Here is a 19442-nt window from a genome sequence, read left to right on the forward strand (position 1 = left end):
GCAGGGGCAAGACAACTTGCGTATAAATGCGAAAGCCTTGGCTCTCGCAGGTTATAAGCCAATCAGCGTTTACTCTCATGACCAAAGAAGTACGTCACGCGCTCCCTTGGATTCAAATAGTTAAAGATTTTTTCGGGCAGGGCCGCCGGTGGCAGGCAGCGCACTATGCTGAGTCCTTCTGCTTCCAGATCGATGATGGGGGCTTGATCTTTGGGCACCAGGGCATCGTAAACCATGATGCGCGGGAACAGCAGCTTGCTGATGTTTACCGCCATCACCATACCAAACTGGCCGCTTGTCAGCTCCACCACAGAGCCTGGCGGGTAGATCCCAAGCATACGAATAAGCTGACCAACAAAATCATTGTTGAGCTTGCCCTTGTAGTTCTTAAATAAATAACCCAGCGCTGAATAGGGGGTCTTTGCCTTGCTGATATTGTCAGGATGGCACAGGGTATCGTATTCATTTACCACCGCGACTAACTGCGACAGAGGGCAGAGTTCCTTGGCCTTAAGGCCTTTGGGGTAGCCACTGCCATCGAGAAACTCGTGATGATTGGTAATAACGGGAAGAGCCGCCTCGGGAAAGGTGTCGGTTAATTTGACAAACTCCACCCCAAAGTTTGGATGCTGTTTGATAAAGTTGATTTCCGGGGTGGTTAAATCGGCCTGTTTTTTTAGAATTTGTGCGGGCACCTTAAGTTTTCCCACATCATGAAACAGCGCCCCCATCCCTATGGCCTCGATATCCGCTCTGTCCCAGCCAAGCTCCTTGGCCAGCAACATGCAAAGTACAGCCACGTTAAGAGAGTGATAGTAAAAGCCATCATCTTTTTTCGCATCGCCCATCAAATGTAACACCAGGTTCTCATTGGCGAGCAGCTGGCGGGTGATGTCCTGGATGAGTTCTTCGGCTTCCTGGATGGCATTCAGCGGACGGCTTCTGAGCTTATTGATGAGGTTGCGCATTTTAGCCAGGGAGCGATCAAATTCCTGTTCGGTTTTGCCAAGCTCCCGGCGCATCTTCTTCAGCTGTTCAATCTGTTCCTGTTTTTTCTTGTCCAGCTCGTCAATCAGCGGGGCAAGATCCTTTGACGGCGCACTGACGGAGACAGATTGCTCCTGCAGCGGCATCACGTCGCTACGGTCCAAATCGACAAAGACATGCTCTATGCCCAGGCTGCGGATCAATTGAATTTGTGCTTCTTGTTTGACACGGAAACTGTTGAATAAAAAAGGGTGATCCTTCCACGCAACAGGCAGGCGAACAAAATTTCCAACCTGAAGTTGGTTGACGTGAACCTTACAACTTTTACTCATAGTGGGTCTGTGAGAGTCCGGGTGGGGTTAGTCTAGCCCAATGGTAATACTTTACAATTACTTAACTGGCATGTCAGCATAGCAAACCACAAGAAATTACTCTGAGTGTGACATGGATTTTATTGAAGTCTACCCCAATGCGATACCCGGCGAACTGTGTGACCGTTTAATCTCCACCTTGGAGCAACATTCCGGCGTGGTGGATGGTCGTACGGGCAATGGTGTGGATATTGAGAAAAAGCTGAGCCGGGATCTGACCCTGGACTCCTTTGCTGACCTTATTCCCCTTCGCAATGAACTGCTGAGTCATGCCCTGAAGGGCTCGGTCGATTATTTTGATAAGTATTCCATGGCATTGATGGGGGCGGTGGCGGTCAAAGTCGCAGACAATCAGGGCCAGCCTGTTACGCTAAATCCTGACAATTACGCCGAGCTTGGACACCCAAGGGCGGATGCACTGGTGAAATACCTGTACCGCAGCGGCACCATCAATGTGCAAAAATACCCCAAAGGGAAAGGGGGCTATCCCCATTGGCACTCGGAGCAATTCCCCCAGGCTGGACATAACGAAGCGCTGCACAGGGTGGTGCTTTACATGTTTTACCTCAATGATGTGGAAGAGGGCGGCGAGACAGAGTTTTTCTATCAGGGGCGCAAGCTCAAGCCACAGAAAGGCACCATGGTGATAGCGCCGGCCGGATTTACGCACACCCACAGAGGCAATGTCCCCGTCAGTGGCGATAAATATATCGCCACCTCGTGGGTCATGTTCAACCGCGCCGAGCAGCTCTACGCCGTGGGATAACAGGCTCAGGATTCAAAACCACGGTTTAAAGTGGGATGCGGATCCTGAACATGGCGCCTTCGAGGTTGGACTCTTCAATGGTCAGGGTGCCGTTGTAGCTTTGTACTATCTCGTGGCATACAGCAAGGCCGATACCCTGACCAGGGCTATGGGTATCGGCGCGCACACCCCGCTCAAGGATTTTTTGTCGCAGGCTTTCCGCGACGCCCGGGCCGTCATCTTCAACCCTGAGTTCAAATTCGCCCTTGTCGTTAATTTCAGCGCTCACGCGTACAGTCGAAATACAGAGCCGGAAGGCGTTTTCCATCAGGTTGCCACACAGCTCCATCAGATCCCCTTTATCTCCCGGGAATTGCAATAGCGGCAGGATCCGGGTCGAAAACTGGACGTCTTTATCGCGATAGATTTTGAACAGCATCTGCGACAGTTGATTGACCAGCGGCAGCAGCTGGGTTTGTTCCTGTTTCAGGCCTTTACGGCCCAGCATGGCCCGTTTCAATTGATATTTCACCAGATGATCCATCTGGCTTACCTGTTCCATCACTTTCTCGCTCACCTCCTGCTGATGCAATGCCCTGTCATCCAAAATGGCATGCACCGCTGCGAGGCGGGTTTTCAGGCTGTGCGCCAGGTCGTTCATCGCATTCTGGTAACGCTCCTGCTGGGCGGAGGATTGCTGCAGCAATTGGTTCAGTGCCTGAGTTACCCCTTCGAGCTCTACCGGATAACCCTCAGACAGCGATTTGGCCTTGCCATCGGCAATGGACTTGAGCTCCTCGCGCATTCGCACCAGCGGACGCATTCCCCAGTAGGCCGCACTGACCAACAAAATCAGGGCCAGCACCAGCACCAGAGCAAGGCGGATATAGGTACGGCGGCTGAATTTATCGTACTCCTGCTCCAGTTTTTCGGCATCCTTCATCACCAGCAGGTTGTAATGAATTTTGGCGATTTCCACCGACAGCATGTAGATGTAGTAGCCACGATTGTCGGATAGGGTCAGGTAATAGGGAGGGGAGTCGTTTTTGATGTCGGCAAAGCGTTCGCAGGTGTCAAACAGGCCTCTGTCCACGGCCATTGCCGAGGTCCACACCTGCTTGAATCTGTCGTCACAGCTTGCCATCACATAGCGTTCGCCTTTGCGGTTCTCTTCAAGCCAGGCGCTGGTGTCAGGGATGAGATCATGCTCCCGAAGCTCTGCCGCCACCTGAGGGATTTCGGCAATCAGCTGCGCAGTTTCTTCGTTATAGGAGTTTTGGGCATGCAGAATGTTCACCATCCATGCCAGGCCAAAACCCACGAGGGTAATAATTGACAAGGATGTCAGATACATCCTTGTCAGCAGGCGGCGTTTGGGTTTTAACTTAAAGCGCATCATCAGCTACAGGGCAGGTTGAATTTATAACCCTGGCCACGAATGGTGACTATGGGATTATCCATGCCGTCCCGGGTCAGCTTTTTACGCAGCCGGCTGACCATGACTTCGATGGTGTTCGGGTCGCCTTCTTTGTCACCGTATATCACATCAAGTAGTCTTTGCTTGGCCACGACTTCATGACTGTGTCGCATGAGATATTCCAGGATAAGATATTCAAATGCCGTGATTTCAAGCACTTCTGAGTCAAGCGTAACCTGTTTGGCGGCCAGGTCCAGTTCCAGCGAGCCTGAAGTAATGCGTGGCTTCACAAAGCCCGCACTGCGGCGTACCAGGGCGTCCAGACGGGCGACCAGCTCTTCTTTCTGGAAGGGTTTGACCAAATAGTCATCGGCACCGGCATTGAGGCCTTCGACCTTGTCCTGCCAGTTCACCCGTGCGGTCAGGATCAGGATGGGTGCCTTGAGTTCGGCATCCCGCAAACGGGTGATGAGTGCTATGCCGTCTTGATCCGGTAAACCCAAGTCGATGATGGCAACATCAATCGGGTAGTTGGTGGCTTGATAAAAGCCTTCCTGTGCAGTGTTGGCAACCTGCACCTGATTGCCCAGTTCACTCAGCTGAACCTTAAGGTGATGCGACAATAAAGGATCGTCTTCGACAACCAGAATTCTCATGAATAACTCCCGAAGAAATTTGGGTCAGTTTACGCGCTAACGAATTGACTGTAAAAATTTTACCCGATTCTATGACGAATATTCTTAATGAACGCTGACCGGTAACCGCAACTGTTTTGTCTGTGCCTGCAGATACGTTACAATCTGCGCACTTTGACTGCCCGGATAGACGAAAATGAAACTCCTGAGAAAATATTTAGCGCCGCTGCTTATTGTCCTTGCCCCTGCCGCTATGGCAGAAACCTTTACCTTTACTGCTATCCCTGATGAGGATGAAAGCCAGCTGCGTACCCGATTTGAAAAGGTGGCCAATTATCTCGAAGCCCAGCTGGGTGTTGAGGTGAAATACGTGCCGGTAAAATCCTACTCCGCAGCGGTTACGGCGTTTCGAAATAATCAGGTTCAACTGGCCTGGTTTGGTGGCTTGTCCGGTGTACAGGCCCGCCGTTTGGTACCGGGCTCTGAGGCTATCGCACAGGGGTATGAAGACCAGTTCTTCAAAAGCTACTTTATTGCCCACCACAGCACCGGCCTTGACCGCAGTGCAAACTTTCCGGCCATCGGCGGGTACACCTTTACCTTCGGCTCCAAAGACTCAACTTCTGGCCGTTTGATGCCGCAATTCTTCCTTGAGCGTAATTTGGGCAAGCGTCCGGAAGACCTGTTCAAGCGTGTTGGCTTCTCGGGCGATCACAGCCGCACCGTGGCTCAGGTCGAGGCTGGCGTATATCAGGTGGGCGCAGTCAACTACAAGGTGTGGGATTCCATGGTGGAAGCCGGCAAGGTGGACACCAGTAAGGTGAAGGTGGTTTGGGAAAGCCCGGTTTACCCAGACTATCAGTGGACCGTACGTGGCGACCTGGACACGCGTTTTGGCGATGGTTTTAAAGCTAAGGTAACCCAGGCGCTGCTGGAGATGAAAGATCCCGATTTGCTGGCGTCTTTCCCCCGTCAGTCATTCGTCCCAGCCGATAATGAAGACTTCCAACCTGTGGAAGACGTAGCCAAAGCCATTGGTCTGATTGACTGATCATGCTGGTTATTGACCGGCTTTCGCTGGACTACGGCGGCCGGGAGGTCATCAAAGACCTCTCGGTCGTTTTACATTCCGGGCAAAAGGTTGCCATTATCGGTGCCTCCGGCGCCGGTAAATCCACGCTGCTGGCACACATTCACCGTCAGCTGAAAAACAGGGCAGCCCTCTGTGCCCAGTCTCAGGGATTGGTGGATAGCCTGAGCCTGTATCACAACATCTACATGGGCGCTTTGGCCCGCCACAACGGGCTCTATAACCTTGCCAATCTGCTTAGCCCGTTCAAGGCCCCTTTGGCTGAGGTGAGCGCGCTGTGTCATACCCTCGAATTGGACATGGCACCATCGACACTGGTGAGTCGCTTATCGGGTGGGCAGCGGCAGCGGGTCGCCATTGGTCGTGCACTCTACCAGCGCCAGCCAATATTTTTGGGCGATGAGCCGGTATCGGCACTCGACCCCGCCATGGCTGACCGAATCATCCAGCACATCATAGGCAGTCACGATGCGGTTGTGATGGTGCTTCACAATCGCCATCAGGCATTAACCCATTTTGACCGTATTCTGGGGCTGAAAGATGGTCAACTGGTGTTGGATTCCCAAGCTTCGGCGTTGACCCTGGCCGACCTCGATGCCTTCTATGGCGAGGGGATGAAAAACGAAGAGGCACAATGCTGAACCTGGCATTTATCGGCCGTTGGCAGCGGTTGACCCTGGGGTTGTGGCTGGTGTGTTTTTGCGCCTTTTTGCTGGCAGACACCGAAGTTATTGCCCTCGAACCCTGGAATGAGCTGGGGCGTATGCTCGCGGGTTTTATGACGCCGGATTTTTTTGCCACTGAGCACTTGATTGATGCGCTTTGGCAAACGGTGAGCTTTGCGCTTCTGGGGATAAGTCTTGGTCTGGTTATCGGGGTGCCATTGTCGCTGGTGTATCACCATCCTCTGGTCGCCGCAGGCTGCGCCTTTATCCGCGCCATTCACGAGATATTCTGGGCGCTGCTGTTTCTGCAACTGTTTGGCCTGTCGCCGGTTACGGGCGTGTTGGCGTTGGCGCTGCCTTACGGCACCACCTTTGCCCGGGTCTTCCACGATATTCTCTGCCGCGCCCCCAAAGACACGGCCGATACCTTCCCCGGCGGAACCGACGTTCTGAGCCGGTGGCTCTATGGCAAGGTTGCCCATGTTTTACCAGAGCTTCTGGCTTATACCCGCTATCGATTCGAGTGTGCCTTGAGAAGCAGTGCGGTGCTCGGATTCGTGGGCATGCCAACCCTGGGCTTTCATCTGGAAAGTGCCTTTAAACAGGGTAACTACTCCGAAGGCGCCGCGCTTTTGCTGCTGTTTATTTTGCTGATAGGCACACTGTCATATTGGTGCAGGCGATGGCTGCTGCCGTTTTATGTGGTTGCCGCGGTGTATTTTTTGCCCCCGGCCGCTGGGCTTGATGGCAGCCTTATCTGGCGTTTTATCAGCGAAGATATCTGGCCCCACGGTTTGCGGCAGTGGCAACTGGGTGACCTGGGGTTAGGGGCAGCACTTGCCGACACCCTGGGCTGGCTTCGAGGTTTAGTCCTGTCTCAGGCTCTGCCCGGTATTATGGCGACGCTGGTGCTGGCATTGGGCGCGCTTGGGATGACGCACTTGCTGGTGTGTTTTTTATTGCCACTGGCATATAAGCCCCTGTCCGGCCGACTTTTGTCTGGCACCAGTACGCTTTCACTGCTGTTGATGCGCTCTATCCCGGAATACATCCTCGCCTTTGTCTTTATGCTGCTGCTTGGCCCTTCGATGTTGCCTGCGATGCTGGCGTTGGCGCTGCACAATGCGGGGCTGATTTTATTTTTGACTGCGAGAAGCGCAAACCGCGTGCCAGTGCGCGACGAAGACAAGGGTGGACTCGATGGCTTTGGTTATCGCGTATTGCCAGCCATTTACCCCGGGATGATGGCCCTGCTGTTTTATCGCTTTGAAGTTATCCTGCGGGAAACAGCCATTCTCGGCATGTTAGGGGTGGCGACCCTTGGTTTTTATATCGACAGTAACTTTTCCGAAATTCGTTTTGCCGGTGCCTTGGTGCTGATGGGAATAACCGCCATGGTGAATGTGTTTGTGGACGCCGCTGCCCGCCGGGTGCTGGGGCAGGGGATGCATAAAACCGAGCGATGCTGAGGCTGGCAAAGGGATATGGAAGAAAGTGATTAAGGGACTGAGGGATTAAGGGAATAAGGGATTAAGGGATTAGGATCAAGTAAGGGGAATGACGCCAAATGAAAATCGTCATTCCCGTTACCGAATGGATACTTACCCTTCTGGTGAACCTTTGTTCCTGCGTAATTGGGTAGAGTCGGACGGTCATTCCGCCGTAAAGGGCTAACGATACAAGGTGCGCTGTCGTTTTTTGGCAATCAGTCCTTCAACGCTCCAGGATGCCACACCCACAAACAGCATAACCGTTGACATAATGGCCAGAAGGCGCAGCCAGGGGGCGTCTGCCGCGATACGCAAACTGACATAATCAAAGGTTGCCACACCCCACACCAACACGAGCGCCGCTGCCAGCAACAGTTGCAATGCCCTCAACGCCATTACCCGACCAAAGCAAAGTAGCGGTGCCAGGGCAAAAGCGGCCGCAGCCAAATGATTTCCAAAGCGTAAAAAGTGGGCCCCGGTTAATAAACAGGCCAGCACAATCAGTATGATACGCCACCACATGGGGACACCTTAACAAATCAGTATGGATTGTGAGGCAAGCTTAACCCCATCCCCGGAAGGCGTCTTTAAGCTGCATCACATATCCATGATTTAAACTGCTGCTGGTTTACCGCTAGTTTGTGAGCAGTGCCTTAAGTTCGTCTTTTTGGGGCTGAGTCAGCTCGGCATCCTCCAGCAAGTCTTTGAGCATCTTGAAGCGCATTGCGCCTTCGTCCACAGAGAAATGGCGCAGCTCCACTGCGTTCTCATCTCCTGCGGCCTGATGCAGCACTATGGTGCGGTGACCATCGCCATCAAGCTCAATCTGCTGCACGCTGGACATGACCAACGCCTCGATTTCTTCCCCCATTTTGGCGATATCGTCACCCATTTCTGTCAATGCGTGGCTGCGTGCTGTCATTTCATGCTCGCGGCTTTTGAGTGCCAGCGTGAGTGTTTTGAGTCGCTCACGCCCTTCATTGTCTATCACCCGGATTTTGCCATCGTTCAGGGATTTCAGCGTTTTGATGATGTCAGCGCGGGTATCGTCATCCAGAGCGGCAAGCTTGTTGTCTATCAGGGCTTCATCCTTGAGTTCATCGCCCTTGAGGGTAAAGCTGGTTTCATCGCCGTCTTTCATGACACTGACAAAGACCTGATCCGGATGGGACTTTTTGATTTCGACTCTGTGGTGCATTACCTCAGACGCCTTGGCCGGCGCGGCCGTTTCCGGTACGTCTGGAATGCTGCTCGGTGCGGCAATGGCAGTAAAACACAGGGCAGCAGCGACAGCAGCGGCCAGGCTCAGGGGGCGGAGTACAGGTTTGTTCATTGCAAATTTCCTTATGATGCTATCAAGACGAGATTGCCAATGGGGCTCGAACGGTATGGCTGTGCAGGTTCCCGTTCCGGTTGTGGCCCATTCTTCCCTCACTACGGCGAAAGTTGTGCCAACCTGGATAAAACTCTTAAAATCAAGGGTTTTTGCTGATGCGCCTTCACTCATCGCTGTTTCAGTTCCCCGATATCGGGAGCTGGGTTTACCCATATCGGGAAATCCCATCGACCCGGAGCCGATAGCTGGACGTTACCGGCGTGCTGTATTAACTTATCTCATGATTTCTATAGAAAAATATTTCTTCTCAGTTGAGCGGTAGAGTCGGGAAAGGCTGGCATTGAATTTGAATTTAATTGTGTTTGATAAATTGGGAACCTGGATTCCTGTCATCACAAGGGGCGTATTTGCCCGGGGGTTAGTCAATGTCGATTCGACATTATTTATTTTTACTGTTCGGTGGCCTGATATTGCTGCTTGGACTGAGCCAGTTACTGATTGGTGAGGCGTTGAAACGGCAACTGGAGTCGGACTTGAGTGAGGACTCGGTGGCGCTGTCCCGTCAGTTGGTGGACATAGTCGTTGAAGATCTGGATGAAAACCTGCGGTTTGTTACCAAAGCGCCTGAAGTGGCCGCCATTGCAGAAGTGGCCGCCATTCCTGAGGAAGCTGAGCTTGCTCTGACCATCGAAGACATTCGCCGACACGTGCCCTCTGAGGCACAGCTCATTGAAATGCACCAGCATGAGCTTGAACGGGCCATGGCCGAGGTTGAGGCCATGATGGCAGAGCAGGAAAAAAATGAGGCTGCCGAGCAGCACCGCCAGCAAATACTGGCGTCATTGAGTCGGGAGCTTGAGAAACTGGCCCGCACCCGTGAAAGCCTCGCCAAGGAATATCAGCAGGCACTGCACAAGTCTCTGAGCACCATAGAAATTCGGCCGGCAGTGCAAAATAACGGCAAGGTCACCATCATACGTCAGCTGGATGGCGGCCGGGTAGAGCGCAAAAATATCGAGTTTAATCAAAGCAATGTCTCTGAGGCACTGACACGTTTCAGAGAGTGGATGTTCGCCCTTATCCTCACCAGCAGTTTGTTTGGGCTGGTGTTTGTGTATTGGCTGAGTCGCCGCGTCAGCGGTCCACTGAGCGAGCTCGCCACGGGTCATCGTAAGCTCGGTGAGGGGCAGCTTGGCTATCAGGTGACCCCCCGGGGTGTGGATGAAATCAAAACCATGCTCGAAGGTTTTAATGCCATGAGCGACAAACTCGCGCAGCTCAGTGCCCGTGAGCAGCAAATGGCCAGTCAGCAGCACCTGGTGGAGCTTGGCGAAATCACCCGCGGCATTGCACACAGTCTGCGTAATCCGCTGCATACGCTGGGACTGCTTGCCGAAAACCAGAGTCACACCGACGATGCGGCGGCAAGAGCCGTGCAGCTTGGTCAAATACAGCAAAAAATTGCGATGATGGACAAGCACATACAATCCTTGCTGACCCTCTCATCCAGCGAAGTGGACCGCAGCCGTGCCATTCCGCTCAATGCGGTGGTGCAGGATATACTGCTTGAGCTGTCGGTGGCCGGACTCAAGCCGCAACTCAACTTGACCGGATTTGACCGGGAGCACTGGCTGCCCGGGATGGAGTCGGAAATTCGCAGTATCCTGCATGCGGTTATCATCAATGCAGTAGAAGCCCAGGCTGACAGCAATACGCCCTGGCTCGGTATTGATGTGGAGGCAGTACAGGGGGAGTTACTCGTCACCGTAACAGACAAGGGGGTCGGCATGGACGAGCACTTGATTGAACGGCTCGGCCAGCCCCATGTCACCACCAAACCCGAGGGCACGGGGATGGGGCTTTACATTGCCAGCCGGCTGCTGGCGAGCCATTATGGCGGCAGCCTGACATTTACGCGTCTCGATGAAGGCGGCAGCCGGGTTGTAGTGCATTTTAAACAGCAGGAGGCTTGATGGCGCTCAGTATTTTGGTAGTGGAAGATGAGCCCGGCCAGCGTGAGCTTATCGTGGGTATGCTCAGGACGGAAGGCTATCGACTGCGCGAGGCCGACTGTGTTGAGGCGGCCATCGTATCCATTAAAACGGATACCCCGGATCTGGTGTTTTCAGACTGGAAACTGGGGCAGCTCAGCGGTATGGATTTACTCAACTACGTCAAACGCGAGTTTCCCGACGTCGGCTTTATCATGGCCACCGCTTACGGCACCATCACCCATGCGGTGGATGCCATTCAGGCCGGGGCGGACGATTATCTCACCAAGCCCTATCAGCGCCAGGCTCTGCTGCTGGCCATTTCCAAGGTGGCGCGGTCACAGGCGCTGAGAAAAGAAAATAAAGCGCTGAGTCTGGCCTTATCGGAGCAACAATCCCTGGTGGGTCTGGTGGGAAAGGCGCCCTGCATGCAAGGGGTGTTTGACCGAATCAGCCGTATCAGCGGCACAGATGCCACTGTGCTTATTGGCGGCGAGAGTGGCACCGGCAAGGAGCTGGCAGCTCGGGCCTTGCATCAACTGTCCCGCCGCGCTCACATGCCGTTTATCGCCATCAACTGTGGCGCTATCCCCGAAAACATTGCCGAAGCCGAGCTGTTTGGGGCGGAGAAGGGGGCCTTTACCGGCGCCACGGCACTGAAGCTTGGCAAGCTGGAGGCGGCACATGGCGGCACGGTGTTTCTGGATGAAATAGGTGAGCTGCCACTGCTGCAGCAAACCAAGTTGCTGCGTTTTTTACAGGAAGGCACCATCACCCGGGTGGGGGCCCAAAAAGAGTTGCAGCTCGATGTGAGGGTGATTGCCGCCACCCACAGGGACTTGCGTCTTGAAGTCGCCGAGGGTCGTTTTCGGGAAGATTTATTTTACCGTTTGAACGTGGTGCCTGTGCTGATGCCGCCGCTTCGGGAACGCCGGGAAGACATAGGCCGCCTGGTGGAGCATTTCCTGAAACTGCATGCCAGTCAGTACGGATTTGACCAACCTAAAATCAGCTCCACCGCCATGCGGTTTTTGCTGGACTATCGCTGGCCGGGGAATGTGCGTGAGCTGTCCAATCGTATCGAGCGCTTTGTGCTGCTCGGCGATGAAGAGGAGTTGATGCAGGAAAGCGAGCATTCGTCCAAAGAGCAGGGCCTGCAGCTACCAGATGAAGGTATCGAGTGGGAGGCCTTTGAGGCCCGCTGTTTGTCTCAGGCCATGGCCCGCTTCGATGGAAACCGCACCAAGGCAGCCAAATGGCTGGGCATGAGTTATAAAGCGTTTTTGTACCGCCTGGAAAAGCACCGTCTGGTGTAGTTCCCGATGAGAATGCGCGAGCCGGGTTCGTTTATACCCGTCTCGCGTATCACAGGGCTAAGGAAGGTGCGAACAAGTCCTCACGCAGAGCAAGCTCATGACTTATGCGCACCTCCCCTAGCTTCCTGTTCAAGATGCTTTATTTCCAGCGTTGGAAAAGGATCAGGTGCTTAGCTTTCTTATCCCACATACTCGGTGGCCAACCCGAAAAGTATGGCCACACTCACCATCAAAAAGAGCACACCCGTCACCAGATCAATAATGGGCCCCAGGCGCACCAGCGCGCGCTGACTGCTGTTTTTTGTGAGCAGCACCGCGAGCAGTCCAAACCAGGCGAAGGACAGGGCAAACATCAGCACCAGTAACGCCATCCGGGTAGCGCTATTTACCTCGGGGCCCACCATGGCAGAAAACAAGGTCAGGAAAAACACCAAAGCCTTGGGATTCAATAAGTTGGTGTAGAGACCCAAGCGAAAGCCCTTTGCAGTGCTCAGCATGGAATCTGGGTTTGGCGGTGCATCCGTTGGCGTTGACTGCGATGACAATGGCAGCTCCCTTCGCAATAAAAACTGCTTTCGCACCGATATCAAAGCGCCCAACCCCATATACCCCAGATAAGCGGCGCCCAGCGCCTGCACCGCCCCAAACAGCCAGGGGGTAGTGTGGATAAGCAGGCTAAGGCCCGTGAGGCTGGCAAGGGTATGGGCCAAAATGGCCGCAGCAATGCCCAACGCAGTCATCATGGCAACAGCGCGGGTTTGATAGCGAGATACCTTAAGCATAATGGCAAAGTCCGGCCCCGGACTTGCCAGCGCTATGGCATGAATGACGGCGATGCTGCCAAGGAGGGTGAAGTCCAACATCTATTAATTCCTGATAGCGCGGCGATAGGCGCTGGGTGAAGTTAAAAAGGCCACCCGAAAGTGGCGATTAAAGTGGCTCAGATCGCTGAAACCGTGCTGATGGGCGATGTCAGTCAGCGAAGTGTCATTATTTTGCATCAGACTTTTTTTGGCCCGTTCAAGCCTTAGCCTTAGTTGCCACTGGTGGGGGCTTAGCCCCGTCTGTGCCCTGAAATGGCGCAGCAACCGGTAGCGACCGAGCCCTGTTATTTCGCCAAGAAGCTCAAGCGTCACGGGCTCTGGGCTGTCGGCCATCAGCGCTTTGGCCAGGCGAATTTCGTGGCTTAATCCGGCATTGGTTGTGCCTGTGTTGCTGACTTTTTCAGATGCCGTAGAGTGACCCAGCAGGCACTGAAAGAAATCCAGCAGCGCGGTTTCTTCAAGCAAGGGATTTTCGCCGTGATAAAGCAGCCGGTGCAGAGACACAAAGGCCTGGTAAAGCGCCATATCCTCGCGTTTAGGCTGGCAAAATCCCCCAAAGGTAACACCCAGCTCTACCGCTATCCTGTCCAAATGCCACTGAGGCAGCGACAATACCAGCACCTCATAGCCCGCGTCAGATGCGGCAACCCCATCGTGGCACTCATCGGGGCTTAAGGTAGATACATCGCCCCGGCTGAGGGTATGTCCGGTCCCCTTATGATTGAACGCCTGAGCCCCACGGACAACGGCGCCTAAGTGCAGGTCTTCGTGGACATGGCGACCAAAGTCAAAATGTTGATAACAGGCGCGGCTGAGCTCTGCGCCTGCCAGCGACTGACTTTGCCTGAAATCAATAATTTCCTGTTGCATCTGCCACCTGATATGAAACAATTTACCCCAGTTTACGGGGCGGTCCCGGCCGCGCGCTAGAAAAATATTGCAGCGGGTTCGGGCTTTGTTTGCGACAGCGGAGTGAAGTGTGAAAGGACAAATTTTGCGTGAAATGCGGGTACTCAAAGCCATTACGCCAGACTTTGAAGTGCAGCGCCGGGTAGCGTTTATCAAGGCCAAGCTGCGTGAAGCCCACAGCAAAACCCTGGTACTGGGGATTAGCGGCGGGGTGGACTCTTCAGTAGCCGGACGCTTGTGCCAACTGGCAGTCAATGAGCTCAACCAGGAAACCGACAGCCAACAATACCGTTTTATCGCGGTCCGTTTGCCGTATCTGGTGCAAAAAGACGAGCATGAAGCGCAAATGGCCTGTGAATTTATTCAGCCAAGCAAGCTGGTGACTGTAAACGTGGGCAGTGGCAGCGATGGCATACACACTGAAACCCTGACCGGGTTTAAAGCTGCAGGTCTTGAACTGCCTGAAACCAGCAAGGTGGATTTTGTCAAAGGCAACGTGAAAGCCAGAATGCGCATGATTGCCCAGTACGAAATCGCCGGTCTCACCGGTGGGTTGGTGGTGGGAACCGACCACAGTGCCGAAAATATTACCGGTTTTTATACCAAGTGGGGCGATGGAGCCTGCGATCTGGCACCACTTTTTGGCCTCAACAAGCGCCAGGTAAGGCAGATAGCGAGTCATCTGGGAGCCCCGGAAGTGCTGGTGATCAAGGCCCCAACGGCTGATCTTGAATGCCATCGCCCGGGTCTGGAAGACGAAGTAGCACTGGGACTGACCTACGACCAGATTGATGACTTTCTCGAAGGTAAAGAGGTGCCCAAGTCGGTTGAAGACAAGCTGGTGGGTATTTACAAAGCGACCCAGCACAAGCGTCAGCCCATACCTACTATCTACGATTGAAAAAAAGCCGGCTTTTGCCGGCTTTTTTTATCTGGCATAAGGACATCCACCCATGAAAACCCTGCTGCTGAGTACGTCAAAACACCTGTTAATTGCCGTGGTGTACGGCACCTTGGGCGTGTGTATTACGGCATTGGGATTTGGCGTGTGGTATCTGAATAGCCGTCCTGACTTGGATATTTGGCATACCACAGACTTGCAGCATCGTTTTATCCGTCAGTCTGAGGTAAGGGATTTTGCCGGGTATCTTGCTCTGGAGGAAGCGCTCAAGCAGGAAATCCAGACGCGTATCTATGCCAAAACCGCAGGTCTGGACTCGCCGGTGAACCGTTATGTAAAGGGGAGTTTATCGGCGCCCAGCCATTGGTCGCAGGATTGGAACTGGAGCTACGAGTGGCCCAATGCCGCCGCCGATTATGGGGTGTTATTGCTCCATGGCATGTCTGACTCGCCCTATGCCTTATCAAATCTGGCAAAGGATCTTAAGGGGAACGCCCATGTATTGGGCCTGCGATTGCCGGGGCATGGCACTTTGCCTTCAGGGCTGGTACGACTCGAGTGGCAGGACATGAGTGCGGCGGTTGCACTGGCGATACGCCACCTTAAATCCGGGCTCGGTGAACGGCCACTGTATATCGTGGGTTTTTCAACCGGCGCAGCGTTGGCGCTGCACCATGAGCTTGAGCGTATAGGGGCTGGCGAGGCACCAGATAGTCAGGCCATGGTCTTTTTGTCGCCTGCCATCGGGCTAGCGCCGGTTGCGCGCGGCGCATATTGGCAGGCGCGTCTGGGGGAGTGGCTTGGGCTGGAGAAGCTTGCCTGGAATGCCCTGGGAAGCGAATACGACCCCTTTAAGTACGTGTCGTTTGCGGTAAATGCAGGGGATATGGTGTATCAGTTGGCGGAGGAGAATCAGCGGCAATTGCAGTCCTTAACCCCAGCTCAAAAGGCGTTGCTGCCAACGTTACTGACCTTCCAATCCATGGCTGATGATACGGTGTCCAGCCGCGCGGTAGTCGAGTCCTTATATCTGAATTTGAATGAGTCCAGGCATCAGTTGGTGCTATATGATGTTAACCGTAGCCCAATTAATCAACGGCTTACTCAGAGGGACCCGAGACTTGAGCTTGAGCCGCTATACCGCTCCCCCCAAATGAAGGCAAGAGTCGGTGTGGTACAAAACCGAACTCTGGACGATGGCAGTCACCCGCATGCGGTCGAGTTTACCCCTGTGGTACCCCAAGGGGAGGCGATAATCTTGGCACAGAGTTGGCCGATGAATGTCTATTCCCTATCCCATGTGGCGCTACCATTTTCACAATCCGACAGCCTTTATGGTCAGGGTGTCGCACCGCACAAAGACAGGATCCAAATTGGTGCGGCAGCATCACGGGGGGAGCGCGGTATCTTTGCTGTCAGCGCCGATGAGATGCTGCGCCAGAAGTGGAACCCGTTTTATGAATTTCAGCTCTCGGTAATCAAGGACTTATTTGATACACAGCAAGCAAAGGAAGTAGAGCCGACGCCGTAGCTTTGACCGCTGACAAAAGACGCCGTCACTGGGAAAATACGTGAACGATGGCGTATAAAAAGGCCTCGGCGTGATGCGTTGTGAGCTGTGGGGTATCAGCAGAACCAATAATTATCTCCTGCAGAACATGATCTATGGTGTGGGAACGCCGTCACTGATTAAGGTGCAGACCACCCGATTGCGGCCCTGGGCTTTGGCCTGATAGAGGTTGTCATCGGCGACCTTGAGCCAGGCTTCCAGAGAGTCAGAGAAGTTGGCATTGGCCACCATGGCGCCGATTGAAACAGACAGGTTAATCGGCTCATTCCCGGATGGATGATTCACAGGATGCCTTGCGAGATTCTCGCGCAGCTGGTTGAGGTGATGCTCAATTTTCAGTGCATTGGTCATCGGCAGGATAAGTAAAAATTCTTCCCCGCCATAACGGGCAACCAGATCAGAATCCCGCTTGAAGTGTTGTGTGAGCAGAATAGCCACCTGACGCAGACACTCATCCCCGGCCAAATGGCCGTGGGTATCGTTGATGGCTTTAAAAAAGTCGAGATCCAGGATAACCACCGCGATGGCTTCACCGCTGCGCTCACACAAGGCCTGCAAAGGCGCAAATTCTGCAGTTGCATGGCGCCTGTTATATAAACCCGTGAGGGGGTCGCGTTCTGCCAGCGCCTGCAGCTTCTGATTGGCTGTTTCAAGCTCGAGGGTGCGGATGGCAACCTTTTCTTCAAGCTCCAACTGATAGCTCAGCAATTGCCGCTGACTCGCTTTCAGGCTCTGATAGAGCGCCTGTACTTCGGCGGGTGCATCGGCGGGCAGGGGCTTGGGTTGCTCACCGGGACTCTTGAATTCATGGGCGATGGTTTCGAGTGAGCCTGTCATCATCCGGCTTATCAAACGGGCCAGATAGAAGCAAAACCCCATGCTGAGAATGAGCAGTATACAGGTGCGTAAAAACTGCGTTTCGGCCAGTTGCATCAGTGGTGCGAAGGGCGTTAAGACCATGAGGCGCCAACCATTCGCCAGTGGCTCCACAGCATAAATATACTCGGGGTTGGGATTGTTTAAATCGTGCAGGTTAATCAGCTGCAAACTGGTGCGATACTCAAGGCCACTCTCTGCTGATGCGAACTCGCTGAGCGAGGCGATATTCAGCGGCGCCGAGGCATAAATCACCCGATTGTTGTCATCGGTCAGCAGCAGAAATTGCTCGGAATGATGCCGATTTTGCCTGTCGATTAGCACAAAGCGTTTTAAATCCAGCGAGCCTTCCAGGATACCGGCGGGATGACTCGACCGGCCTGGGCTGTATATCGGGGCGCTGACAGCGACTATGGGGTCACTGCCAAAACCTCTGCCCAGGAATACCGGCGAGATAAAGGGCGTCTGATTATAAAAGGCTTCTTTAAAGTAGTGGCGGTCGATAACGCTGTAAGCCCCGTTTTTGATCGCATCATCCATCATGCGCGCCGCAGGGCTCGCGGCCACTATGTTGCCTCGGTCATTGGCAATCAACATGGTTAAAAAGGCGGGGTAGCCATGGTTGAATTGAGTGAGCCAATCCTGCCTCTCAAAGTCATCTCCCATCATCGACAGCCATTCAGCACCCTGAATGATGGCCCTTTGATGCTCGCGCAGGTAATCAAAGGTCAATTGCGACAAATGTACGGCATTGTCCTGCAGATTCTTTTTGATAAGCAGCTGCTGGCGATCAATAAAAAACTGGTTGAACAGTAAGGCCGCAATCAGCAGTGCCAGCGAGATAAACAGGGTAAAGCTGTAGGTCAGCTTATCGCTGAAGCGTTCCGGTGCGTTCCTGTAACCGGGATTGATTTGTGCCAGTTTAGGCATCATCAGAAGCAGGACAGCCCCCAGACCTATGTAAAACAGGCCATTAATTGCTTGTTTAAAGGCGATAAAGGGCAGGTGACTTACGGGCAGGGAAGTTAAGGTCAGGCCGTAAAGGTAGAACAGGGGAGTTCCAATCAGCAGCCAGAACCCCACACCGGCATAGAGGGAGTAAATGCCGCGTCTCCTGGCAAGCGCCAACACCAGGGCCTCGAGTGGGAAAAGGACAAATACATGCTTGGTATCCCAAGTCAAAAAGAGGCCGGCAGCGCAAACCAGAGCCACGGCAACGGCGTAGCGGGGGCCCAATATAACGGCGGCAATCACATAGGCAGCATTACCCAAAATCAACTGCACGTTGGCAAACAGTGGCAGCGGATACAGGTTCAGTAAAAAGCCAAAAATCGCCAGTATGATGGCAGTGCGTGGCGGCGATGCAGCAAAAAAAGACCGCAAGAATGCTCCCCTAAAAACTCAACCCGGTTTCTGCTATTCACTGTAGAGTGTTAACGCTTTGTTCACAACATTCGGCAGCGTAAACTGATGAAAGTGATGTGAAAATCAGTGTGAGATAGGATACTGGTTAGATGGGAGATAAAGCGAAAATCAAAAAAGCCCAGCATTGCTGCTGAGCTTTTATTGTTGAATTTGGTCGGTATGAGAGGCGGCGATGGTCCGACACTCGGCCGATGGCGCCTGACACCCCATCCGCTTTGGTTTCAATGTGACGTCGAGAGCATCACTAAACAAAAAAGCCCAGCATTGCCGCTTAGCTTTTTATGTTGAATTGGGCCGGTATGAGAGGAGGCGATGGTCCGACACTCGGCCGATGGCCCCTGATACCCCATCCGCTTTGGCTTCAATGTAACGTCGAGAGCACTACTGAAACAAAAAAGCCCAGCATTACTGCTGAGCTTTTTTGTTGAATTTGGTCGGTATGAGAGGAGGCGATGGTCCGACACTCGGCCGATGGCCCATGACACCCCATCCGCTTTGGTTTCAATGTGACGTTGAGATCATCACTAAAACAAAAAAGCCCAGCATTTATGCTGAGCTTTTTATGTTGAATTTGGTCGGTATGAGAGGAGGCGATGGTCCGACACTCGGCCGATGGCCCCTGACACCCCATCCGCTGTTGTTTCAATGTACGTGAGAGCATCACTAAAACAAAAAAGCCCAGCATTGCTGCTGAGCTTTTTTGTTGAATTTGGTCGGTATGAGAGGATTCGAACCTCCGACCCCTGACACCCCATGACAGTGCGCTACCGGGCTGCGCTACATACCGAATACTTTGAGCGGCTTGCGCAGTTCAGTGCCGTCTCAACGAGGCGAACTTTATCAAGAGGCGCTAAGCAGTGCAAGCCTTGATGACAACTATTTGGTTTGATTGCT

The 19442-nt window shown here is 53.5% G+C and carries 16 protein-coding genes and 1 tRNA gene; 8 read left to right on the forward strand and 9 right to left on the reverse strand.

The window, feature by feature from the left end:
- Positions 1-62: 62 nt before the first annotated feature.
- Positions 63-1319 carry an HD-GYP domain-containing protein gene (locus K0H79_RS07885; protein ID WP_220077883.1) on the reverse strand — a complete coding sequence of 419 codons (1257 nt, stop codon included), beginning with the start codon at positions 1317-1319 and terminating at the stop codon, positions 63-65.
- Positions 1320-1431: 112 nt separating this feature from the next.
- Here K0H79_RS07885 and K0H79_RS07890 point away from each other — a divergent pair, with 112 nt between their 5' ends.
- Positions 1432-2124 (forward strand): 2OG-Fe(II) oxygenase, encoded by a 693-nt coding sequence (locus K0H79_RS07890; protein ID WP_220077884.1) that lies wholly within the window; start codon positions 1432-1434, stop codon positions 2122-2124.
- A 25-nt stretch (positions 2125-2149) separates the two neighbouring features.
- Here K0H79_RS07890 and K0H79_RS07895 read toward each other — a convergent pair whose 3' ends face one another.
- Positions 2150-3499, reverse strand: a complete 1350-nt coding sequence (locus K0H79_RS07895) for a sensor histidine kinase (protein ID WP_220077885.1) — start codon at positions 3497-3499, stop codon at positions 2150-2152.
- Positions 3500-3501: 2 nt separating this feature from the next.
- Positions 3502-4176: a response regulator gene (locus tag K0H79_RS07900; protein WP_220067523.1), complete on the reverse strand. Its 675-nt coding sequence runs from the start codon at positions 4174-4176 to the stop codon at positions 3502-3504.
- A gap of 175 nt (positions 4177-4351) precedes the next feature.
- Between K0H79_RS07900 and K0H79_RS07905 the strand changes: the two genes are divergently transcribed.
- Genes K0H79_RS07905 through K0H79_RS07915 form a run of 3 tightly spaced genes read left to right on the forward strand, consistent with a single transcriptional unit; the run spans position 4352 to position 7379 of the window.
- Positions 4352-5206 (forward strand): putative selenate ABC transporter substrate-binding protein, encoded by an 855-nt coding sequence (locus K0H79_RS07905; protein WP_220077886.1) that lies wholly within the window; start codon positions 4352-4354, stop codon positions 5204-5206.
- A 2-nt stretch (positions 5207-5208) separates the two neighbouring features.
- On the forward strand, positions 5209-5886 hold the full coding sequence (locus K0H79_RS07910) for an ATP-binding cassette domain-containing protein (RefSeq protein ID WP_220077887.1): 678 nt from the start codon (positions 5209-5211) through the stop codon (positions 5884-5886).
- Entirely contained in the window at positions 5880-7379 is a 1500-nt protein-coding gene (locus tag K0H79_RS07915) for an ABC transporter permease (protein WP_220077888.1), read from the forward strand. The genes K0H79_RS07910 and K0H79_RS07915 overlap by 7 nt, the downstream gene beginning before the upstream one ends.
- 201 nt (positions 7380-7580) lie before the next feature.
- Here the strand turns inward: K0H79_RS07915 and K0H79_RS07920 are convergent, their stop codons facing one another.
- Together K0H79_RS07920 and K0H79_RS07925 are read right to left on the reverse strand one after the other, a co-directional pair.
- Positions 7581-7922: a hypothetical protein gene (locus tag K0H79_RS07920; protein ID WP_220077889.1), complete on the reverse strand. Its 342-nt coding sequence runs from the start codon at positions 7920-7922 to the stop codon at positions 7581-7583.
- A 112-nt stretch (positions 7923-8034) separates the two neighbouring features.
- The gene (locus K0H79_RS07925) at positions 8035-8733 is read right to left on the reverse strand and encodes a hypothetical protein (RefSeq protein WP_220077890.1); all 699 of its coding nucleotides are present in this window, start codon (positions 8731-8733) and stop codon (positions 8035-8037) included.
- 428 nt (positions 8734-9161) lie between these two features.
- Between K0H79_RS07925 and K0H79_RS07930 the strand changes: the two genes are divergently transcribed.
- Complete coding sequence (locus K0H79_RS07930; protein WP_220077891.1) at positions 9162-10709, forward strand: HAMP domain-containing sensor histidine kinase; 1548 nt, start codon at positions 9162-9164, stop codon at positions 10707-10709.
- Positions 10709-12043: a sigma-54 dependent transcriptional regulator gene (locus K0H79_RS07935; protein WP_220077892.1), complete on the forward strand. Its 1335-nt coding sequence runs from the start codon at positions 10709-10711 to the stop codon at positions 12041-12043. The genes K0H79_RS07930 and K0H79_RS07935 overlap by 1 nt, the downstream gene beginning before the upstream one ends.
- Before the next feature lie 179 nt (positions 12044-12222).
- Here K0H79_RS07935 and K0H79_RS07940 read toward each other — a convergent pair whose 3' ends face one another.
- On the reverse strand, positions 12223-12906 hold the full coding sequence (locus K0H79_RS07940; protein ID WP_408733373.1) for a LysE family translocator: 684 nt from the start codon (positions 12904-12906) through the stop codon (positions 12223-12225).
- 3 nt (positions 12907-12909) lie between these two features.
- Positions 12910-13737 carry an AraC family transcriptional regulator gene (locus K0H79_RS07945; RefSeq protein ID WP_220077893.1) on the reverse strand — a complete coding sequence of 276 codons (828 nt, stop codon included), beginning with the start codon at positions 13735-13737 and terminating at the stop codon, positions 12910-12912.
- Between the two features lie 109 nt (positions 13738-13846).
- On the opposite strand from K0H79_RS07945, the gene nadE reads away from it, so the two are divergent.
- Together nadE and K0H79_RS07955 are read left to right on the forward strand one after the other, a co-directional pair.
- Complete coding sequence (nadE, locus tag K0H79_RS07950; protein WP_220067532.1) at positions 13847-14677, forward strand: ammonia-dependent NAD(+) synthetase; 831 nt, start codon at positions 13847-13849, stop codon at positions 14675-14677.
- A 52-nt stretch (positions 14678-14729) separates the two neighbouring features.
- Positions 14730-16208: a carboxylesterase gene (locus K0H79_RS07955; protein WP_220077894.1), complete on the forward strand. Its 1479-nt coding sequence runs from the start codon at positions 14730-14732 to the stop codon at positions 16206-16208.
- Between the two features lie 132 nt (positions 16209-16340).
- Here K0H79_RS07955 and K0H79_RS07960 read toward each other — a convergent pair whose 3' ends face one another.
- Both K0H79_RS07960 and K0H79_RS07965 read right to left on the reverse strand, forming a co-directional pair.
- Positions 16341-18506, reverse strand: a complete 2166-nt coding sequence (locus tag K0H79_RS07960) for a diguanylate cyclase (RefSeq protein WP_220077895.1) — start codon at positions 18504-18506, stop codon at positions 16341-16343.
- A 752-nt stretch (positions 18507-19258) separates the two neighbouring features.
- Positions 19259-19335, reverse strand: a tRNA-Pro gene (locus K0H79_RS07965).
- Positions 19336-19442: the final 107 nt, after the last annotated feature.

The organism is Shewanella sp. FJAT-52076 (genome assembly GCF_019457455.1).
GTDB classification, from domain to species: domain Bacteria; phylum Pseudomonadota; class Gammaproteobacteria; order Enterobacterales; family Shewanellaceae; genus Shewanella; species Shewanella zhangzhouensis.